Origin of the sequence: Paenibacillus sp. FSL H8-0259 (assembly GCF_037963255.1) — a bacterium.
Taxonomy (GTDB): Bacteria; Bacillota; Bacilli; order Paenibacillales; family Paenibacillaceae; genus Paenibacillus_AQ; species Paenibacillus_AQ phytohabitans.
The window spans coordinates 8,142,816-8,160,197 of record NZ_CP150147.1; the positions used below are offsets into that span (position 1 = coordinate 8,142,816).

The 17,382-nt window shown below is 47.4% G+C and carries 16 protein-coding genes; 5 read left to right on the top strand and 11 right to left on the bottom strand.

Annotated features, from left to right (window positions below):
- Positions 1–65: 65 nt before the first annotated feature.
- Positions 66–1,589, bottom strand: coding sequence for a malate dehydrogenase (quinone) (mqo, locus tag NSU01_RS35105; RefSeq protein WP_076243704.1), 1,524 nt, complete (start codon positions 1,587–1,589; stop codon positions 66–68).
- Positions 1,590–1,776: 187 nt separating this feature from the next.
- Positions 1,777–2,922: a hypothetical protein gene (locus NSU01_RS35110; RefSeq protein WP_179093501.1), complete on the bottom strand. Its 1,146-nt coding sequence runs from the start codon at positions 2,920–2,922 to the stop codon at positions 1,777–1,779.
- A gap of 211 nt (positions 2,923–3,133) precedes the next feature.
- Here NSU01_RS35110 and NSU01_RS35115 point away from each other — a divergent pair, with 211 nt between their 5' ends.
- Positions 3,134–4,204: a trifunctional transcriptional activator/DNA repair protein Ada/methylated-DNA--[protein]-cysteine S-methyltransferase gene (locus tag NSU01_RS35115; RefSeq protein ID WP_179093502.1), complete on the top strand. Its 1,071-nt coding sequence runs from the start codon at positions 3,134–3,136 to the stop codon at positions 4,202–4,204.
- Positions 4,188–4,964 (top strand): isocitrate lyase/phosphoenolpyruvate mutase family protein, encoded by a 777-nt coding sequence (locus NSU01_RS35120; RefSeq protein WP_076243706.1) that lies wholly within the window; start codon positions 4,188–4,190, stop codon positions 4,962–4,964. Before NSU01_RS35115 ends, NSU01_RS35120 begins: the two co-directional genes overlap by 17 nt.
- 146 nt (positions 4,965–5,110) lie before the next feature.
- Here the strand turns inward: NSU01_RS35120 and NSU01_RS35125 are convergent, their stop codons facing one another.
- A complete protein-coding gene (locus tag NSU01_RS35125; protein ID WP_076243707.1) occupies positions 5,111–6,286 on the bottom strand; it encodes a discoidin domain-containing protein in 1,176 nt (391 codons plus the stop codon).
- 292 nt (positions 6,287–6,578) lie between these two features.
- Here NSU01_RS35125 and NSU01_RS35130 point away from each other — a divergent pair, with 292 nt between their 5' ends.
- The gene (locus NSU01_RS35130; protein ID WP_076243708.1) at positions 6,579–6,929 is read left to right on the top strand and encodes an AbrB/MazE/SpoVT family DNA-binding domain-containing protein; all 351 of its coding nucleotides are present in this window, start codon (positions 6,579–6,581) and stop codon (positions 6,927–6,929) included.
- Positions 6,926–8,635, top strand: a complete 1,710-nt coding sequence (locus NSU01_RS35135) for an AarF/ABC1/UbiB kinase family protein (protein WP_076243709.1) — start codon at positions 6,926–6,928, stop codon at positions 8,633–8,635. Before NSU01_RS35130 ends, NSU01_RS35135 begins: the two co-directional genes overlap by 4 nt.
- A 108-nt stretch (positions 8,636–8,743) precedes the next feature.
- Here NSU01_RS35135 and NSU01_RS35140 read toward each other — a convergent pair whose 3' ends face one another.
- From NSU01_RS35140 to NSU01_RS35160, 5 genes are all read right to left on the bottom strand, one after another.
- On the bottom strand, positions 8,744–9,196 hold the full coding sequence (locus NSU01_RS35140) for a VOC family protein (protein WP_042140549.1): 453 nt from the start codon (positions 9,194–9,196) through the stop codon (positions 8,744–8,746).
- Between the two features lie 113 nt (positions 9,197–9,309).
- Positions 9,310–9,987: an ABC transporter ATP-binding protein gene (locus tag NSU01_RS35145; protein ID WP_042140550.1), complete on the bottom strand. Its 678-nt coding sequence runs from the start codon at positions 9,985–9,987 to the stop codon at positions 9,310–9,312.
- Positions 9,987–11,108 carry an FtsX-like permease family protein gene (locus NSU01_RS35150; protein ID WP_042140551.1) on the bottom strand — a complete coding sequence of 374 codons (1,122 nt, stop codon included), beginning with the start codon at positions 11,106–11,108 and terminating at the stop codon, positions 9,987–9,989. The genes NSU01_RS35145 and NSU01_RS35150 overlap by 1 nt, the downstream gene beginning before the upstream one ends.
- Before the next feature lie 120 nt (positions 11,109–11,228).
- Positions 11,229–11,795: a TetR/AcrR family transcriptional regulator gene (locus NSU01_RS35155; protein WP_042140552.1), complete on the bottom strand. Its 567-nt coding sequence runs from the start codon at positions 11,793–11,795 to the stop codon at positions 11,229–11,231.
- A gap of 573 nt (positions 11,796–12,368) precedes the next feature.
- Positions 12,369–13,649, bottom strand: a complete 1,281-nt coding sequence (locus tag NSU01_RS35160) for an amidohydrolase family protein (protein WP_042140553.1) — start codon at positions 13,647–13,649, stop codon at positions 12,369–12,371.
- Positions 13,650–13,887: 238 nt separating this feature from the next.
- Between NSU01_RS35160 and NSU01_RS35165 the strand changes: the two genes are divergently transcribed.
- Complete coding sequence (locus tag NSU01_RS35165; protein WP_231575465.1) at positions 13,888–14,265, top strand: MarR family transcriptional regulator; 378 nt, start codon at positions 13,888–13,890, stop codon at positions 14,263–14,265.
- A 233-nt stretch (positions 14,266–14,498) separates the two neighbouring features.
- Here the strand turns inward: NSU01_RS35165 and NSU01_RS35170 are convergent, their stop codons facing one another.
- From NSU01_RS35170 to NSU01_RS35180, 3 genes are all read right to left on the bottom strand, one after another.
- Complete coding sequence (locus NSU01_RS35170; RefSeq protein WP_305954199.1) at positions 14,499–15,080, bottom strand: nitroreductase; 582 nt, start codon at positions 15,078–15,080, stop codon at positions 14,499–14,501.
- Positions 15,077–16,084, bottom strand: a complete 1,008-nt coding sequence (locus tag NSU01_RS35175) for an ABC transporter substrate-binding protein (protein WP_076243710.1) — start codon at positions 16,082–16,084, stop codon at positions 15,077–15,079. The genes NSU01_RS35170 and NSU01_RS35175 overlap by 4 nt, the downstream gene beginning before the upstream one ends.
- Before the next feature lie 85 nt (positions 16,085–16,169).
- Positions 16,170–17,372 (bottom strand): AraC family transcriptional regulator, encoded by a 1,203-nt coding sequence (locus NSU01_RS35180; RefSeq protein WP_076243711.1) that lies wholly within the window; start codon positions 17,370–17,372, stop codon positions 16,170–16,172.
- Positions 17,373–17,382: the final 10 nt, after the last annotated feature.

Sequence of the window (17,382 nt, forward strand, 5' to 3'; positions counted from 1 at the left end):
CTTCGAGGGAATAATTCCGCGCACAAAAAAAGAACCTTCCGCACCGGGAAAGTTCTCACCTGCTCCTATGAATGCTTTACCTTAATCTGCTGCACAGGCTCCCCTGGTCCATTCGTCAGCCCTAGCGACTCTGCTGCTAAAGTATTGATTTTGTTCAAGAGCTCTGTGTTGCCCTGCAGAGACAGGCCGTAGGAAGGGATCATTCGTTTGATCTTCGGCTCCCAGGCTTCAATATGCTGCGGGAAGCATTTGCTGATGACCTCCAGCATGACAGAAACGGCGGTAGAGGCCCCAGGAGAAGCACCAAGCAATGCGGCTATCGAGCCATCGGCGCTGCTGATCACCTCTGTACCGAATTGAAGTGTACCTTTGCCGGCAGCTGTATCTTTAATAATCTGCACACGCTGGCCCGCCACCACCAGATCCCAATCCCCGCTTTTGGCGTTCGGGACAAATTCCCGCAAGGCTTCCATCCGCTGCTCTTTCGACAGCATGACTTGCCCGATTAAATATTTGGTCAATTGCATATTCTTGGCGCCTGCCGCCAGCATCGTGACGAGATTACCCGGCTTAACGGAGGTGACCAGATCAAACATTGAACCGTACTTCAGAAACTTGGGCGAGAAGCCGGCAAACGGTCCGAAAAACAACGATTCTTGCTTGTCGATCACCCTTGTATCCAGATGCGGAACAGACATTGGGGGCGCACCAACCGCTGCTTTACCATATACCTTGGCATGATGCTGCGCCACAACTTCCGGCTTCCGGCACACCATAAACAGTCCGCTTACCGGGAATCCGCCAATCCCTCTGCCTTCCGGGATACCGGATTTCTGCAGCAGATGCAGGCTTCCTCCCCCGCCCCCGATGAAGACGAATTTCGCCGTATGCCGCTCAGCAGCGCCGTTGCCGGCATTCCGCACCTTAAGCTCCCAAGAGCCGTCCTTCGTGCGCTTAAGGTCCTCAACCTGATGGTTGAACCGGATATCGACGTTGTTGCTCTGCAAGTGGCCGAACAGGATGCGTGTCAGCGCCCCGAAGTTAACATCCGTTCCCGACTCCATCCGGGTTGCCGCCACCGGCTGGCCGAGTGTCCGGTTCTTCATCATCAGCGGAATCCATTTCATCAGCTGCACCGGATCAGCGGAGAATTCCATGCCTTGAAACAGCGGATGTCCTGAAAGCGCTTCAAATCTTTTTTGTAAAAAGGTTACGTCTGTCTGTCCTTCGACAAAGCTCATATGTGGTACGGGTACGATAAATTCCTGCGGATCTTGTATGCGTCTGCTGTTCACCAGATAAGACCAAAATTGCTTCGAGAACTGAAACTCCTCATTCACCTTGATAGCCTTGCTAATGTCGATAGATCCATCCGGCTGCTCCGTGGTGTAGTTAAGCTCGCACAATGAAGAATGCCCTGTTCCCGCATTGTTCCATTCATTGGAGCTTTCCTCCCCGGCACCCGCACGCCGCTCAAACACAGTGATTCTCCAATCAGGCACTAATTCCTTAAGCAGTGAACCCAGTGTTGCACTCATGATTCCGGCACCAATTAAAATCACGTCTGTTTTGGTCTGTTGGTTGCTCATATTCTACCGTCCTTCTACCCTACGATTTGCAGGAAGGATGCAGGCACTCCTGCTCTGGCACGCATAACTTGGCCACACACCTGCTTGGGATCAATCCTGATCTTAGTGTATCACTATTGAATATAAATTTTAAGATTTATCTAATATTTTATGAAAACAATGTTTATGGAAAAGCTATGAAAACCGCTCAGTCTGCAATGAATTGTTGTGTTGAACGCATGCCTTCCCAAATCTTTCCGTTAGACAGATGGTATTCAGTCTCCACTGAACCGTCTGTTCTGGTGTAGCTGATCACAAAGACCTGGCCTGTCTCAATCAGCATTGGGTATTGATCGTAAGGAAGGACATTTTCCTCCAGTGGCAGGTCTTTGACATCTCCATACGCATCCTCCAACCGCCAAAACTCCCGATAGGCGTAATCCTTGAACCCGCTCAAGTCCTCCTTTCCAAAATACGATGCCGTATACTTCTTGCCCTGTAAGGTGATGGATTCTACTCTGGTAGGTTCAATATCTTTAGCAATCCAGCTGAGGTCCTCGGAATGAAGGTTGCCGCCATAGTGCTTCTGTAACTGATTGGCCATACAAGGGATGGATTGGGTACTATAGTCCACTCCATCAAGATTGGTATGTGCTGATCCGTAAATGCCCATGACGCTCTCACTGCCCAGCTTTTCAAATTCACGGATAAAGTTTGCCGTCATCATGTTTTCCCGGTATATGCCGTCCTCCTTGCTGTAGAATAACTGCCCTTGCTGGATCGCTTCTTTTGTTAAAGTATAGCTCTCCGATCCTGTCAGATCGTTTGCCTCAAGATAAGATAAGAACCGACTGCCGGTCGAATCATACTGATGCCCGATATCTGTGCCGTGGAAAATCGTCTCAGGACACTCGCTTTTTATTTTCTGAAAGAACGTCTTAGTATATGGAGTGTGACCCGCTGTCCCCTCCCAATCGTCATAGATTTCCTCCAGAAGTTCGTCATTATCAGATTGCATCCATAGGTTCAAGTATTCAGCGGTGAAATAGGACTGCTCGACAAACAAGTGTCTCATGCCCTCGTTATGATAATGTTCAGACCACAATTCATACTCCTTGTCCATAATCTTGGCATTGCCATGTGCTTCACCGTACAGATAGATGCTGCCGGAGGCTTGCGTCACCACAGGCGTTTTCTGAGTCGGCTGCGCAGACACGCTCGCTGTCTCACCTACGGTGGAATTGTTACAGGCTGCAAGGCTGCTGGCCACCATTGCAACGATCAAGGCAACCAGCAAAGAGCGTACAAGCCTTATTGTCGTTTGGGCTAAGCGGGTGATGTTGTTGTCATTCATAAGTAGGATCAACCTTTCATGTTTAAGAATTTCATAAATATCAATTTCAAATCATTACCATTAATCATAAAATAAGAGAGACATTAATGCTGCAGCAAAACGCACAAAGCCAGTGTCCCCATTCGAATACAAAATAAGTGCCTGATTTTCGGCTACGGCTATCGTTAGCAAGGGGTATACTAATCTCATCCTTAAATATGTAGGTGTGATCATGATCCATAATGAGGAACGTAAAGCCGAATATTATCAAGCTCTGCTCGAGAAAAAATCTGACTACGAAGGTGTCTTCTATGTGGGCGTCACTTCCACCGGGGTATTTTGCCGTCCGACTTGTCCAGCCAGGAAACCAAAGTATGATAACTGTGAGTTCTACGAGACCGCGCAGCAGGCACTACTGGCCTCCTTCCGCCCCTGTCAGCGCTGCCGTCCCTTGTCGCATCCGAATCATGTCTCTGATATCGTCCGGCTGCTTGTCGAGGCCGTTGAGCAGAACCCGGAGAAGCGCTGGAAGGGACAAGACTTCAAAGAGCTATCCATTGATGAATCCACTGCCCGCCGTCAATTTAAAAAGCGCTTTGGTATGACCTTCGTTGAGTACGCCAGGTCCCGTCGAATGGGACTCGCTTTGAAGAGCATCCGGTCGGGAGGGAAGATTATCGATACACAATTAGCCTCCGGCTATGATTCCAGCAGCGGATTCCGGGATGCCTTCTCCCGCATTATGGGCGCAGCGCCTACTCGGTTAGAGGATAGCCTTATTCTTAGAGCATCGTGGCTGGACACGCCGCTCGGCCCCATGATGGCAGTAGCGGACGACAGTGGGCTGTATCTCCTGGAGTTCGTAGACCGCCGGGGTCTGGAACGCGAGGTTGAACGGTTAAGGACAAGATTGAAGGCGGCGATTATACCCGGACAGACACCCCATATTCAGTCGATGGAGAGAGAACTGAGTCAATTTTTTGAGGGAACGTTAACCGAATTTAAGACGCCTCTCCATCTGGTGGGATCGCCTTTTCAGAAGAGCGTGTGGGAACAGCTAAAGAAAATCCCACCGGGCGATACCCGTTCTTACGCAGATATCGCACTGGCGCTTGGCAAGCCCGCCGCCTATCGTGCGGTAGCACAAGCGAATGGAGCCAATCAAATAGCCATCGTCATTCCCTGTCATCGCGTAATTAACACCAGCGGCGAACTCGGCGGGTATGGCGGCGGAGTCGCACGCAAAGAATGGCTGCTAAATCATGAGAAAATCGGAGGTCAATACAATGAAAAGTCAACTTGAACAGGCACGGAAGCTTCACGAATTGCACAGAAGCGGCAGCCCGCTAGTCCTCGTCAATGCCTGGGATGCCGGAAGCGCACAAATTATTCAAGGAGCGGGGGGCCAGGTTATTGCTACCGGCAGTTGGTCTGTAGCTGCAGCGCATGGATACGATGATGGGGAGAAGCTTCCTTTCGAGCTCGTTCTATCCAATCTTCAGCGGATTAGCAATAGTGTAGATCTGCCCATTACCATTGATATAGAAGGCGGTTATGGACCTTCTCCGGAGATTATCAAGAACAATGTGTTGAAAATCATCGGGTGCGGAGCCGTAGGCGTCAATCTTGAAGATCGGAAGATCCATGAACCGGGACTACACTCCATAGAGGAGCAAGTCTTGCGTATCGCAGCTGTGCGGGAAGCCGCTGAGGAGGCATCGATTCCTCTTTTTATTAATGCTCGTACCGATATCTTCTTACAGACCGCCGCCCACGAGCATGATGAGACTCACCTGGAAGCTACCCTTCAAAGGGCACACGCCTATGCCGAAGCCGGCGCTCACGGATTCTTCATGCCGGGCTTGTGTAATGAAATGCTGATCGAGAAATTATGCCAGGAGTCTTCACTACCTGTTAACGTTATGATCTCCCCGGATTCACCCCCTCTCCAGAAACTGGCATCGTTAGGCGTTGCCCGCATCAGCTACGGTCCGCGTCCCTATTTGATTTTGATGGATGCCTTAAAACAAGCTACTGTGAGAGCCCTGGATTTACAGGAATAGTCATCATCCTAACCTAGGAGATTCCAAAAAAAACGGCTGGTCAGGTTTCCCTGAGCCAGCCGTTTTTTGATTATTTTAATAAATATTCTACAGATCAACAAGCGAACTATATTACTATCCTTCGCACGACTTCTCGAAAAAATCCCTTACGGTGAAATAGAACCTGGTCCGTATACCTCAAACTCAAAGATTCTGGCCGCAGGGTTCGTGGTTTGTGTAGGCGCCGTTACGTTCAGCTTAATATACCGGGCCGATACTACTGTTATATTGTCTACCGTAATACCAAGCGTATTATTGGTTACGTTGACCACCGTGCTCCAGTTCGTACCATCGGTGCTGACCTGAATATTGTAGGCCTTCGTATTATAGGAGGCGGTCTCTCCGCCTTCCGATGCATGCTTGATGACAAATTGATTGACTTGCTTCACGGAGCCGAGATCGATCTGCAGCCAGCGGTTGCCGGACTTGGAGCACCATTTGCTGTCATTGATGACGCTGCCTTCCACAGCTTTGTCCGCAGTTTGCGAGGCATTGCACGTACTGTCAACCGTCGCGGGTTTATTTAATGCCATATTTGGAGGCCCGTATACCTCAAACTCATAGATTCTTGCCGCAGGGTTCGTGGTTTGCGTAGGCGTTGTAACATTTAACTTGATATATCTTGCTGATACTGAAGCGATATTATCTACTGTCACGCTTTTCATATTATTGGTCACTTTGACTACTGTACTCCAGTTCGTACCATCGGTGCTGACCTGAATATTGTAAGCTTTTGTGTTATAGGAAGGGGTCTCCCCGCCTTCTGCTGCATGCTTGATGACGAATTGGTTCACTTGCTTCACGGAGCCAAGATCGATCTGCAGCCAGCGGTTGCCGGACTTGGAGCACCATTTGCTATCATTGATGACGCTGCCTTCCACGGCTTTGGCCGCAGTCTGCGAGGCGTTGCACGTACTGTCAACCGTCGCGGGTCTGTTCAATGCCAAATTCGGAGTCAATGTAGCCGCACTGCACAGCATATTTTCTCCCGTAGCCGCCCATTTTGCATACAGCGTTAGATTTCTGGTGATTAGATCTGATCCACTATAGGCTTGCGTCAGCGCACTGTCGTAGTACCAGCCTGCGAAGCTGTAGCACTCCTTCACCGGAGTATACTGAAACACCAATTTACCTCCGGACGCCGATACAAGTTGCGGGGCAATCGTGGAGCCTCCGTTCGTCTCATAAGTTACGACTAGTTGCGTGGGAGTCCCCCCTTGATCGCCTCCGGCAATTACAGGAGTCCCTAACGTCATTAACGAAACGATGATAGCTACCACCATCAAGTAACCTCTTATTTTCGCCCTAATCCTTTTCTTTCCCTCACTAATTCCTGAGCCTTCCATCATTCGAGCCCCTTTCTCCTACCTTAATGATTACGGATTTTTGCACCATTCATAAGGGTATTCACAGTAACGCGGAAGAATGCTTGTTTATCGCCGAGCTAGAACAGTATTTTTAGACAAATTTCAGACAAATAACGGATTGCAGACTTTAGCAAACAACATTCATTGATGATATGATTAGTATGAAACATCATACTGGTGCAGATTCATCATCTAAGGAGAGATTAGAATGCAGCAAAAAAAAGAAAATAGTCACGGATTCGGGCATGGCAAAGTGCTGGGAACAACCTCAATGGGCGAGCGGGGACAAGTAGTTATTCCTAGAGAAGCAAGGGAAGAGCTTGATATCAAGCCAGGTGAGAAATTCATCGTTTTCGGAAATAAGCGCAAGGGGGCTGTCATTCTGGTCAAAGCCGAAATGTTCAATAAATTTGCGGATTTCTTCATGAGCGCTTCGAAAAAGTTTGAAAGCATGGCCCAAGCGATTTTTGATAAAAGCACTACGATTCCAGAAGATGAAGATGATGATCAGGAGCCGGCAGCCGCTGAAAAAAAACCTGAGGTAGATGAAAAAGAATGAGCGAATTCTTTAAATTGATGAAGGATGTCCGGTTCAGAAGAACCATGCGGATGATTTTTAAGTTCGCCTGGGATTTCTGGTGGCTGGGCAAGCAAAAGTATTTTATTCCGGGACGGCGCTTAGAGGCGAAAACAAAAGCCTTATATCGAAAACAGGCAGCGTATTTTACGAAGACCGCGATGGATATGGGTGGCTTAATTATCAAGCTTGGGCAGCATGTTAGTGCACAGGTGGATATTTTGCCGAAGGAAGTTATTGATGAACTGTCCAAGCTGCAGGATTCCGTAGAATTCGTAGATTATTCCGAGATTAAGCACAAGGTAGAGACCGAACTCGGAGTATCTATTAGTGAGATTTTTGCTGAGTTTAATACAATTCCTATCGCAGCGGCTTCCTTAGGACAGGTACATCGGGCGACCTTACGAACAGGTGAAGAAGTCGCAGTGAAAGTGATGCGTCCCGGGGTCGAGGACATTATCGCCATTGATTGGAGATCCATACAGGTTGCTATTTCGTTATTGAAACGCCAGACGAAGATTGCAGACTTCATGGACCTGGATGCGGTGTATGATGAGTTTCACGACACCGTTATGGACGAGCTCGATTATGAGCAAGAGGGGCGAAATGCAGAAGAATTCCAGATGCAGTTTATCCATCGGGATGATATCGTGGTTCCAGGCATTCATTGGTCCTATACCACTTCGAAAGTTCTAACCATGGAGTTTTTGGAGGGTGTAAAAATCAATGATTTTGCCCAGCTGGATGCCTGGGGTGTGGACCGGACCCAATTAGCGACATCGCTGATAGAAATTTTCGTAGAGCAGATTCTATTAGAAGGCTTCTTTCACGCAGACCCGCACCCTGGCAATGTTCTCGTCCAGCCTGACGGCACCATAGCCTTAATTGATTATGGAATGGTCGGACGAATTGCCGATGATATGAAGACGCAAATGGTAGCACTTCTGATGGCGGTGTATTTAAAAGATGCTCACGGCGCAATCGACGCCCTTACCCGTTTGAGATTTTTAAGACGGAATGTAGATTTAGAGGTATTCGCAAGGAACCTTACGTTACTATTTGAACAAATCAACGGGGATACGTTTGACCTTAGCTTCGTGACATCAGGCGATAATGCTGAAGAGTTACGTGATTTCCTCTATTCTCAGCCTTTTCAGTTACCGGCAAACACAACATTTTTGGGAAAAGCCATAGGCACGGTGTATGGACTTTGTACCGGACTGGACCCCGGACTTGATTTGATTGGGACCGTTAAGCCTTATGTCGAAGAGGTTGTGCGCAGTGATCTGCGGGGAAATGTCTTCTCTAACGTTGTAGATGAAGGCAAGAGCATTCTCAAAGGAATCCTTCCTACGACCAAGAAGTTCATATCTGCGGTAGATAAAATGGATAGCGGAAATTTACGGGTAAAGCTATCGAGCTCCTTCGAGCAAAAATTGATCGATACGCAAAATAAAAATACACAGCGGATTATTGCAACAATCATCGGGGCGGTATCCCTTCTGACTGCGGCAAACCTGTGGAATGAAGTGAGTCATCTTGTTTCTTATGGGTTGGGGGTTTTGGGGCTACTCATTATGCTTAGCCAACTCAAAACAAGAGGACGCCGCCGTGCCGAAAGACACGCCAGGCAGATGAACGCCATGCGTGAGCGTAGCAGATTGGAAACGCCGAAGTCTAAGCACTAGCAAAACGGGGGTTATTTTTCTTGAGCGAAGAGGATCTGGCGCATGAAAACGAGTGAACGTAAATAAGAGCGGGGCATAAAGCTGTTAGCTTATGCTCCGCTCTTATCTTTATTTATTACTTAGTTGTTCCGCCAAACCGACCAGAATTCCTTCGGTTCCACGAATGTAGCAGAGCTTATACGAGTCCTCGTACTGAACCACCTCGCCAACGAGCTGAGCACCATACTTAGTGAGTCTGGATACCATTTCGTCAATGTCTTCAACGGTGAACATGACACGTAGATAACCGAGAGCATTTACAGGAGCAGTCCGGTGATCTGATATAGCAGGCGGGTTGATAAATCGCGAAAGTTCAATTCGGCTGTGGCCATCCGGGGTAACCATCATAGCAATCTCTACGTATTGAGAACCCAGTCCGGTTACGCGGCCTGCCCATTCACCTTCGACGGTGGCTCGCCCCTCGAGCTTCAGGCCAATCTCCTCGAAAAAAGAAATTGCGTCGTCCAAAGACTCGACAACGATACCGACGTTGTCCATTCTTAGTAATTTATTTTCTGCCATAGTTTCATCTCCTTATGTGTACAAATTTATTAGCCGATCCTCTTAATAATTTATTCTATTTAATAATTACTGATTTCTCAACAAATAGTAGTAGCAGGATTGCCGGATATGCATTACTGCAAAGACAATTTTCCATCCTCCATCCGGTAGACCTTGTCGCAATATTCAAGCATACGCTCATCATGAGTAACCATAATCGCCGCTTTCTGTCCCGAATTCACTTCTTGCGCGATTAGACTGACCACTTCATGTGCACGTTTGGTATCCAGACTTGCTGTCGGCTCATCCGCCAAGATGATGCTGGGATTATTAATTAGGGCACGGGCAATCGCTGTCCGCTGCTTCTCCCCGCCTGAGAGCTCTTCCGGAAAGCTATTTAATTTCGAGCCCAGACCCAGCTCTGCCAGCAGTTTAGTGGCGAACTCCTTGTCCTCTCTTTTAACCTTTCCCGACATCTTTTTTATGATCAGCAATTGATCAAGAACATTTAGATAAGGAACCAAATTCGATGATTGCATAATGAATCCGATTTCTTGTAGTCTTATATTCGCCAGTTCTTGTGCAGTAAGCCTAGAAATAGGATGTCCATTCAGCTTTGCTTCTCCTTCTGAAGCTTTGAGCAGTGCTCCAGCAATAGACAAAAAGGTACTTTTACCTGAACCCGACGGTCCAACTACAGCAACAAACTCCCCCGGGTCCACTGAAATGGAAACATGGTCGAGTGCCGCGATCCGATTGCTTCCTTCGGCATAATACTTGGTAACTTCACTCATTTGTAATCCCTTATTCATTATTCAACCCTCCCGAGCGCCTTGAGCGGATCAATCTTTGTAATCTTTCGTACTGATACCAGCGAACTTAACATAGCGATAATAAGCAAGATAACAGAATACGAGACGACAAGACCAGGCTCCAGCTTAAATGGCATACCCTTCGGCATTATGGCAGCTGTTCCATAAGTCAGTAAGACTCCGACTACAATACTAGTCATCGAAAGCACAAACACTTGCGATACAATGGCTTTGCTCAAGAACCTGTTACTGGCACCTATAGCCTTCATAATGCCGAACTGGTTAGTTTTCTGCATCGTCATTACATAAAAGAATACCCCAAGCACGAATGCGGCGATTGCGAGCAGAAATGCCAGCATCATTAAGATAGTACCGTTCTCTTCCTTGTACCCTGGCATTCCTTGAACTGCGGCCGCCCGGGTAACCGTGTCCGTATTGGTCAGCTTGCTATTCATTACATCAGGATCGATATCTTTGCCTTGTAACATAATCGCATTAACGGGCCCTGCAACTCCTTTATCCGAACCCGGAGCCGCGAAGGTAATCTTCCGCCATTCCGCCATCGGAGTGAATACGGATGCAACGTGGTTATAGGTCTGGTTCTCGGCAAAGCCTATAATCGTCAGTGATTCCATCGTGCCATCTAATTGAAAAGTGTCACCAATGTTATAGCCCTCATCCTTCATGGTCGAATTCACTACAACACCGGTAGGGTTATCAGAAGATAGGCCTTCCCCTTCCACGACAGCCGGTTCCAAGAAGCTTCCCGGGTTGATTCCTATAATTGCGATATCCAGCTTATCTTCACTCTTGGTGCTTGGTTCCTTCAACGCCGTTGCCATCGTACTTCCCATAGGTGCGGCAGCACTAACATTGGGTAGTAGCTCCACCTCCGCCAGTAATTGATCAGACAGTAGTGACTTGCTCATGGAGGACTGCGATCCTTCTTCAAAAATGACATAATCCGCCTTCATCGTCTTAAAGGTTGACGCAGCTAACGTAGACAGGCCATTCCCTAACCCGGATAAGATAAATACCAGCCAGGCTAGCAGTACAAAAATAATGATGATCATCAAAAATCTCATTTTGCTGTGCATCAATTCTTTCATAGCTAAAAACATTCCTTTTCCAACTCCTCGACCTTTTTTCGACACAAGTGTCAATTTAGACTCGCCATCACGCCACAACATTAATTAAACAGTATAAATGACACCTGTGTCAAATTAAATCCAAGACTGAGGTTAGCTCTTGGCTCCTCCGGTCCACATCTGAAACAACAGCTTTCCCCAAGCGGGTACTGGGATTTCCAGCATATTAGGTGTATCAATTAAGTTAAAGAATACACCAATAAGTACAGGAAGTGGGATATCCTGCCGCAGGTCATTATTCTGTTGTGCGCGTTCAAATAAGCGTGATAATTGAACTTTCAGGGTCATATGTGCTTCCTCAATAAATTCAAGATCTCTGGCGGCTGCAGATGAATTAGCAGTATTAATTTTACTGGCATTTCCTAAAAGCTGATGTAGTGCAGACTCTTCTACATAAACGAGAAGCAGCTGTTCGAGGGCGTCCATAGGATCAGCCTCATCAATGGCTAATGCATTTTCTAATACCGTTGCCATTACGCGCTTCATACAAGCAGCCACAATCTCTTCCTTATTGGAGTAATATTGATAAATCGTGCTTCGGGCTCCTGACAGATGCTGGGAGAGCAGCTTGAGGTGAAAACCGTCATACCCATGCTCAAGCACTAATTTTTTTGTCATATCCAGCAGCTCTGTCTCCGTGAAAGACTGTTTTCTTCCCATTGAATCTCTTCCTGTCCTATCTCTGATTTTATTTATTATCAGTTTAGCATATGTTTATAAGCATTTCCCAAAAATAAGACCACTGCTCTCCACAAGGTGGAGATGATCCGAGTGAACTACATACCACCTATGAGGCGGGTGCTTCTTGTCCAATAGAGTTAACACTCCAAGTTTACCAAAGCTTACTGGCTATTCCTTTATCCAAAAGACAAAACCAAGGCGACTAGCGCGAAGGAGAACGTAATCCAGAAGGAATGACCAAATGCCCGCTCCACATCCTCTATGGTGTGCTGTACAGGTAAATTCCGGATCTGCCTAGTGAGGTAAGCAGTCGTTATCGTGATTCCGAATGATGACATAATTTGCTGCGCGGAGGCTGTAATCGGCGTTACACGACTGACAAGCTCCTTGGGCGACGACTTGAGAACATGGGTGTTAATCTGCATCATTGTCGTTCATCACCGTACTATCCAGGATAACCAGGAACATGCCTGCGGCGACAGTCAATAATATGGTAATATCTTTCGCAATGAACAATCTGCCTGTGCATTCTCAGATTGCGCCTTCATGATTTTAGGCCTTCGCCAATTTTTGAATACCGCGCTGCCATACTTCGCGGATCGATAACGTATCCGAAATATGGGTCGTCGGATCGCCGTCAACCCACACCAGGTCAGCTCTTGCCCCTTCCACAATACGACCGCGGTCATCCAAGCCGAAGCGGCGGGCCGTCTTCGAAGTTGCTGACTGAAGGGCTTCTACAGGTGTGAATCCCGCTTCCACCAATAGCTGCATTTCATGGTGTACGCTTACTCCATGGGCAAGTCCGCCAAGCGTTGGTACCGGTACAGAGACATCCGTACCCACCAGAATGTCAACACCTGCATGGTGAAGGTCCATTACGTTCCGATAGTTGTCTTCCATACTGCCTTGCGGGTAGGTATTGAAGCTGGCATTCAGAGTATCGATCCATTCCGGACTAAGCTTGGAACTCACACGCGGATCTTCCGCCATTTCCGAAGCGGGTTTACCGATGATTGAGGAGTTCAAGACGAGACATGGCGTAACAAAAGCACCTGCCTCCGCAATCATTCTCACCAGTTCCGGAGTCGTTTCAGGGCGGTCGATGAATAAGTGAGCGAGTCCCTCGACACCAACCTCTATCGCTTGCCGGGAGGATTCCGCAGTCAATACATGGGCAATCGCAATCTTGTGTTGCCGATGCGCTTCCTCTACAGCCGCTCTCAGAATATCCTGGCTTAAGACCGGCAGTCCAGGCGCTGCTAATACGGTTCCTTCTTCGATCATAATCTTGATATAGTCAGCTCCATCTCTAACTTGATCACCCACGAATGTTATAGCCTCGTCCGGGGTTGATAACGAAGGAGCCTCTCCATGATCATGTGCATGAGCAGCCAGCAGGGCATTCCGATCTTCTTCGCTCATCTTCTCCAATTCCTTCAGTACAAAATCTGGAATTTCTCCGTCTCCAGGCATGAGTTCATCCGGATGACCACCGGGAGGTGTGACCCCCATCCCTGCAGATCGTACATCGGCAATATCCTCGATCCCTTTCAATTGTGTTTCACGGCCATTTTTCGTGAATCCGCCCATCATTTCCAGTTCTGTCGTTACTCCGAATTGCAGAGCGTCCCTCAGACCTTCCACGGAAGTATGAACATGCGCATCGATCAGACCGGGAAGCAAAGTCCCTCCTTCAGCATCGATAATGGTCGCATCTTCGGGAATTTCACCGCCCACCGATATAATCTTCTCGCCTTCGATCAGGACCGTTTCAGCTCCAATCACTTTCTCGCCGTCAAAAATCCTTGCATTGGTAATTGCAGTAATCATTGCGTTTCCCTCCAGTAATGATATGAATGTACTGTTTATAGATAGAACTATAATAGTTAGAGTTCTAATTGTCAACGTGTTATCTGTTAGAGTGGAAACATTGTGTAATTGACAGTTAGATGAAAGGACATTATGATTTTCTTAAAGTTAGAATTCTAAGTATAGAAGGGGAACTGTGTGTATTATGACAGAACATGTTTCACTTACCCCGTATTCGGATTTAATCCGATCCATTGGAATGAAGATTAGAAGCATGGCGAACGCCCGATTGTCGGAGCTGGGCCTGAACGCCCAGCAGGGGCAAATGATGGGCTATATTTTTGAACATCAAGACAAAGGGGTAATCCAGAAGGATTTGGCTGAACATTTCAACCGGAAGGGTGCCACCATCACTAGTATGCTTCAAGGGCTGGAGAAAAAGGGATACATCAAGCGGGTGATTCCGGAAGATAATGAGCGCCAGAAAAAAATATATTTATTGAAAAAAGGGAGCGACCTCGTTGAAGAATTCAATACAATATTCATGGAAGTCGAGAAGAGCATTATCCAAGGCCTTACCGAAGCAGAAAGTGAGTCCCTCAGGAAATTACTAATTAAAGTAAAGGTCACCATGTAGTAGCGGTCATGGATGGTAACGTTTGCCTCCATTCGCAACCTACCCTTTTGTAAGATGGCTCTACCGCGATATTAACTCTGTAGTACAATTAAACTCACAAACGCCCGTATACACAGCATTCCAATCGGAGCGTAACATACCCTGCTCCTATCGTTGGAATGCTGCAAATACAGGCTCCTCTCCGTGCTGTCTGTAATGGCAAGTTTTTATATTATGAAATTGGTTGGGACAACTTAGGAATCAATCAGCGTTAAGCATTGTTCAATTGCCTTACGCTTGCGGGGCTTAGGTGTCCGGTCAAAATAGCCGAGATGTAGAATACCAGCAATCCGTTCGTCCGGCTTAACTCCGACAGCACGGTGAAAGGCCGGGTTCCAATTGCATTCGTTGGTTTTCCACACAACCCCTATTTCCCGTTCCCAAGCGAGCAGCTGAATATTCTGAATGAGAGCAGCCGCAGCAGACAGCGCGTCCTCCCAATATTTCTGGCGGGGATCTGCATCGTAGGTAACGATAAGGTGGGCTGGTATGAGATTGCAATACTGGTTGCGCGCCCATTCTCCCCAGCGGTCCCTTACTTCATCTGAATAGGTAAGGCCCACCGCTTCAGCGAATTTCAGCCTGCCTTCTCCCATAAAGAGAATAAATCGCCACGGTTCTTTACGGGAATGATAGGGAGCCCATTGTGCATCGCGCAGAATGTCCATGAGGACATCTTTATCCAGCGGTTGACCGTTAAAATCACGTATCGTCCTTCGTTCCCTTATAACTCTAACCAATTCGCTAGATTTAGGGGTATTCCCATCTGTCATCATTTTGCATTCCCGCTAACGAGCATCGTTACTGCTTCCTTCATTGTCTCGCGAATAGTAACGATATCGGATCCGTAATACTTTTCCGTCTCTAGCTTGTGAACGCGTCCATGTTTGACTGCGGGGAGACCCTTCCATAGGCCCAGCTTTTCAATTTCCTCCATTGCCTGTTTGTCGTCTTCCTCATTACGAACGATAAGCAGCATATGATCCGCGGCATATTCATGAAGCTGCTCAAGCGATATTTCGATTGCTGAGCTAAACGGGTTTTTCGCTATTTCCGCCGTCACCGCCTCAGGGGCGTTCGCCTGCAATCCGCTGTGAAGCATATAGCCGCCGAAGTTTCGGTTCAGATATATGCGCAATCTTCCCTTTTCCACACGAACAATCGAGACAGTCTCCTTCCCCAGCGATTGTTTTAATTGCGTTCTTGCTGCATCGGCTTCCTCTTCATAGCCCTTAATCCATGCATCGGCTTCCGGCTCCTTGTTTACGAGGCTGGCTATTTTGGTGAAAATGTCGTAAATCGGGTCCTGATCAAAAGAAAGATAATAGACCGGCGCAATTTTACTGATTTGTTCCATTTGCTCTTTATAGATCTCATTAAAAACGGTTGGCGCCAAGATGAGGTCAGGCTCAAGCTCCAATATCTTTTCTACGTTCGGCGGGTCTCCAATCCGCTCTACACCCTTCATCTGATCGAGCGTATATACAATTTTATAACTATTGTCACCTGCACCAACGGGTATTACGCCAAGCTCCAGCAGTTCACTTGCAAATTCACCCGCAATGATTCGCTGCGGAGCAACAGGTATTTCTACTTCCCGTCCCAAATCATCCGTTACAACCTTTGTCGCTACTGAGCCTGTCTGTTGCGGCGTATCCGGCGCTGCATGGTTACTCATGTTTTCTTTCCCGGCATTGCCGCATGCCGAAATCATCAATAGCATGAACAATGCAACACCCGCAACTAGTATTGTCTTAGAGCCTCTAACTAACTGGACCATGGTTATCCTCCTGCTAAGTCTTTGATAGTGATAATGATTATCACTACAGATTTTACCCTAGTCCTTTTGCCGCCTCCATAGACCCTTATTGCATCCGGGATGGATAATTATGATGCCGGTGCCTCCTCATTAACTTCTCTGCAGCTTCATGCATTTGCATCGTGATCGAGACCGGATCATTGCTGAGCCATTTGCCCACATCCAGATGATGTATGTTCCCCCTGCGAACTGCGGGAAAATTACGCCAAGCTTCTGTCTGAGTAATCCCCTGCCACTGTTTATTCGCTCCGTCATCTGGCTGAACAACAACAAAGAGATGCTCCGCCTCAAAGAACGGCAATTCCTCGATCGTGATGACACTAGAATGAAAATGAACGTTGCATATGCATTGCATTGATATTTTTTCCGGTGGTGTTAATTGCAAAGAATGATATAGAGGATAACCCATATTAAGCATACCGTATACTTGCAGAAGCTGCTCTCTCACACGCAAAATCGCAACCCGCTCACCGCCCATGAATCCAAATAAGCGTGATCGCAGCACTGTACATTGCGTTTCATAACTCTCTACCCAAGCGAGAGCCTCCAGCTCCCGGTCAAGACCTTCAGCTACTGCAAACAATTGCTTATAAATGGGGTCTTCGAGAACATCAATCTTAATCACAGGAGCTACCTTAACCAACTGCTGCTCCAATAGGGGATTCGAGGTCACGATTGCATAAGGGGATAAGGCTAGAAGCTGGTTGATATCCAATTTCGGGGTTATATCAGGGCTAATGTTCAGGATCTGACTGGATTCAGGCACACGCAGATACCCATTTGTATGTTCCAGATTAACAGCAACCGGATCAACACCGAGTGCTTGGCAATGACCTAACCCTTCCAGTGCGATTACTCTGGGCCAAGCCTGCTTCTTAAAATGAGTGGGTGCGGCACCATACAATTGTTTGAAGCGGCGGCTAAAGTGATACGGATCCGAGTAACCCACCCTTCGGGCAATCTCGGCAATTGAATACTGCGAATGCTTTATAAGCTCCATGGCTTTCTCCATTCGTAATCCTGTTAAATAGCTAATGGGGCTTACTCCTTTGTATTTGCTAAACATTCTGGAATAGTGCTCTGGATTAAGCCCGGCAATGACCGCAAGCTGTTCACGTGAAATGGCCTCTTCAAAATGTTCTTCCATATGAACCACTGTTCTATTTATTTTATTCCTGGAATCCTGCACATGATGCGGATGAATACGTGGTTGCCCATGGGGCTTATCTGTAGATTCTTGTCCCGGCATGTTGGACCCC

Coding starts and splice junctions, on each gene's coding strand:
- mqo (WP_076243704.1), bottom strand. CDS start 1,589: ATGAGCAACCAACAGACCAAAACAGACGTGATTTTAATTGGTGCCGGA.
- NSU01_RS35110 (WP_179093501.1), bottom strand. CDS start 2,922: ATGAATGACAACAACATCACCCGCTTAGCCCAAACGACAATAAGGCTT.
- NSU01_RS35115 (WP_179093502.1), top strand. CDS start 3,134: ATGATCCATAATGAGGAACGTAAAGCCGAATATTATCAAGCTCTGCTC.
- NSU01_RS35120 (WP_076243706.1), top strand. CDS start 4,188: ATGAAAAGTCAACTTGAACAGGCACGGAAGCTTCACGAATTGCACAGA.
- NSU01_RS35125 (WP_076243707.1), bottom strand. CDS start 6,286: ATGGTGGTAGCTATCATCGTTTCGTTAATGACGTTAGGGACTCCTGTA.
- NSU01_RS35130 (WP_076243708.1), top strand. CDS start 6,579: ATGCAGCAAAAAAAAGAAAATAGTCACGGATTCGGGCATGGCAAAGTG.
- NSU01_RS35135 (WP_076243709.1), top strand. CDS start 6,926: ATGAGCGAATTCTTTAAATTGATGAAGGATGTCCGGTTCAGAAGAACC.
- NSU01_RS35140 (WP_042140549.1), bottom strand. CDS start 9,196: ATGGCAGAAAATAAATTACTAAGAATGGACAACGTCGGTATCGTTGTC.
- NSU01_RS35145 (WP_042140550.1), bottom strand. CDS start 9,987: ATGAATAAGGGATTACAAATGAGTGAAGTTACCAAGTATTATGCCGAA.
- NSU01_RS35150 (WP_042140551.1), bottom strand. CDS start 11,108: ATGTTTTTAGCTATGAAAGAATTGATGCACAGCAAAATGAGATTTTTG.
- NSU01_RS35155 (WP_042140552.1), bottom strand. CDS start 11,795: ATGGGAAGAAAACAGTCTTTCACGGAGACAGAGCTGCTGGATATGACA.
- NSU01_RS35160 (WP_042140553.1), bottom strand. CDS start 13,649: ATGATTACTGCAATTACCAATGCAAGGATTTTTGACGGCGAGAAAGTG.
- NSU01_RS35165 (WP_231575465.1), top strand. CDS start 13,888: ATGAAGATTAGAAGCATGGCGAACGCCCGATTGTCGGAGCTGGGCCTG.
- NSU01_RS35170 (WP_305954199.1), bottom strand. CDS start 15,080: ATGATGACAGATGGGAATACCCCTAAATCTAGCGAATTGGTTAGAGTT.
- NSU01_RS35175 (WP_076243710.1), bottom strand. CDS start 16,084: ATGGTCCAGTTAGTTAGAGGCTCTAAGACAATACTAGTTGCGGGTGTT.
- NSU01_RS35180 (WP_076243711.1), bottom strand. CDS start 17,372: ATGCCGGGACAAGAATCTACAGATAAGCCCCATGGGCAACCACGTATT.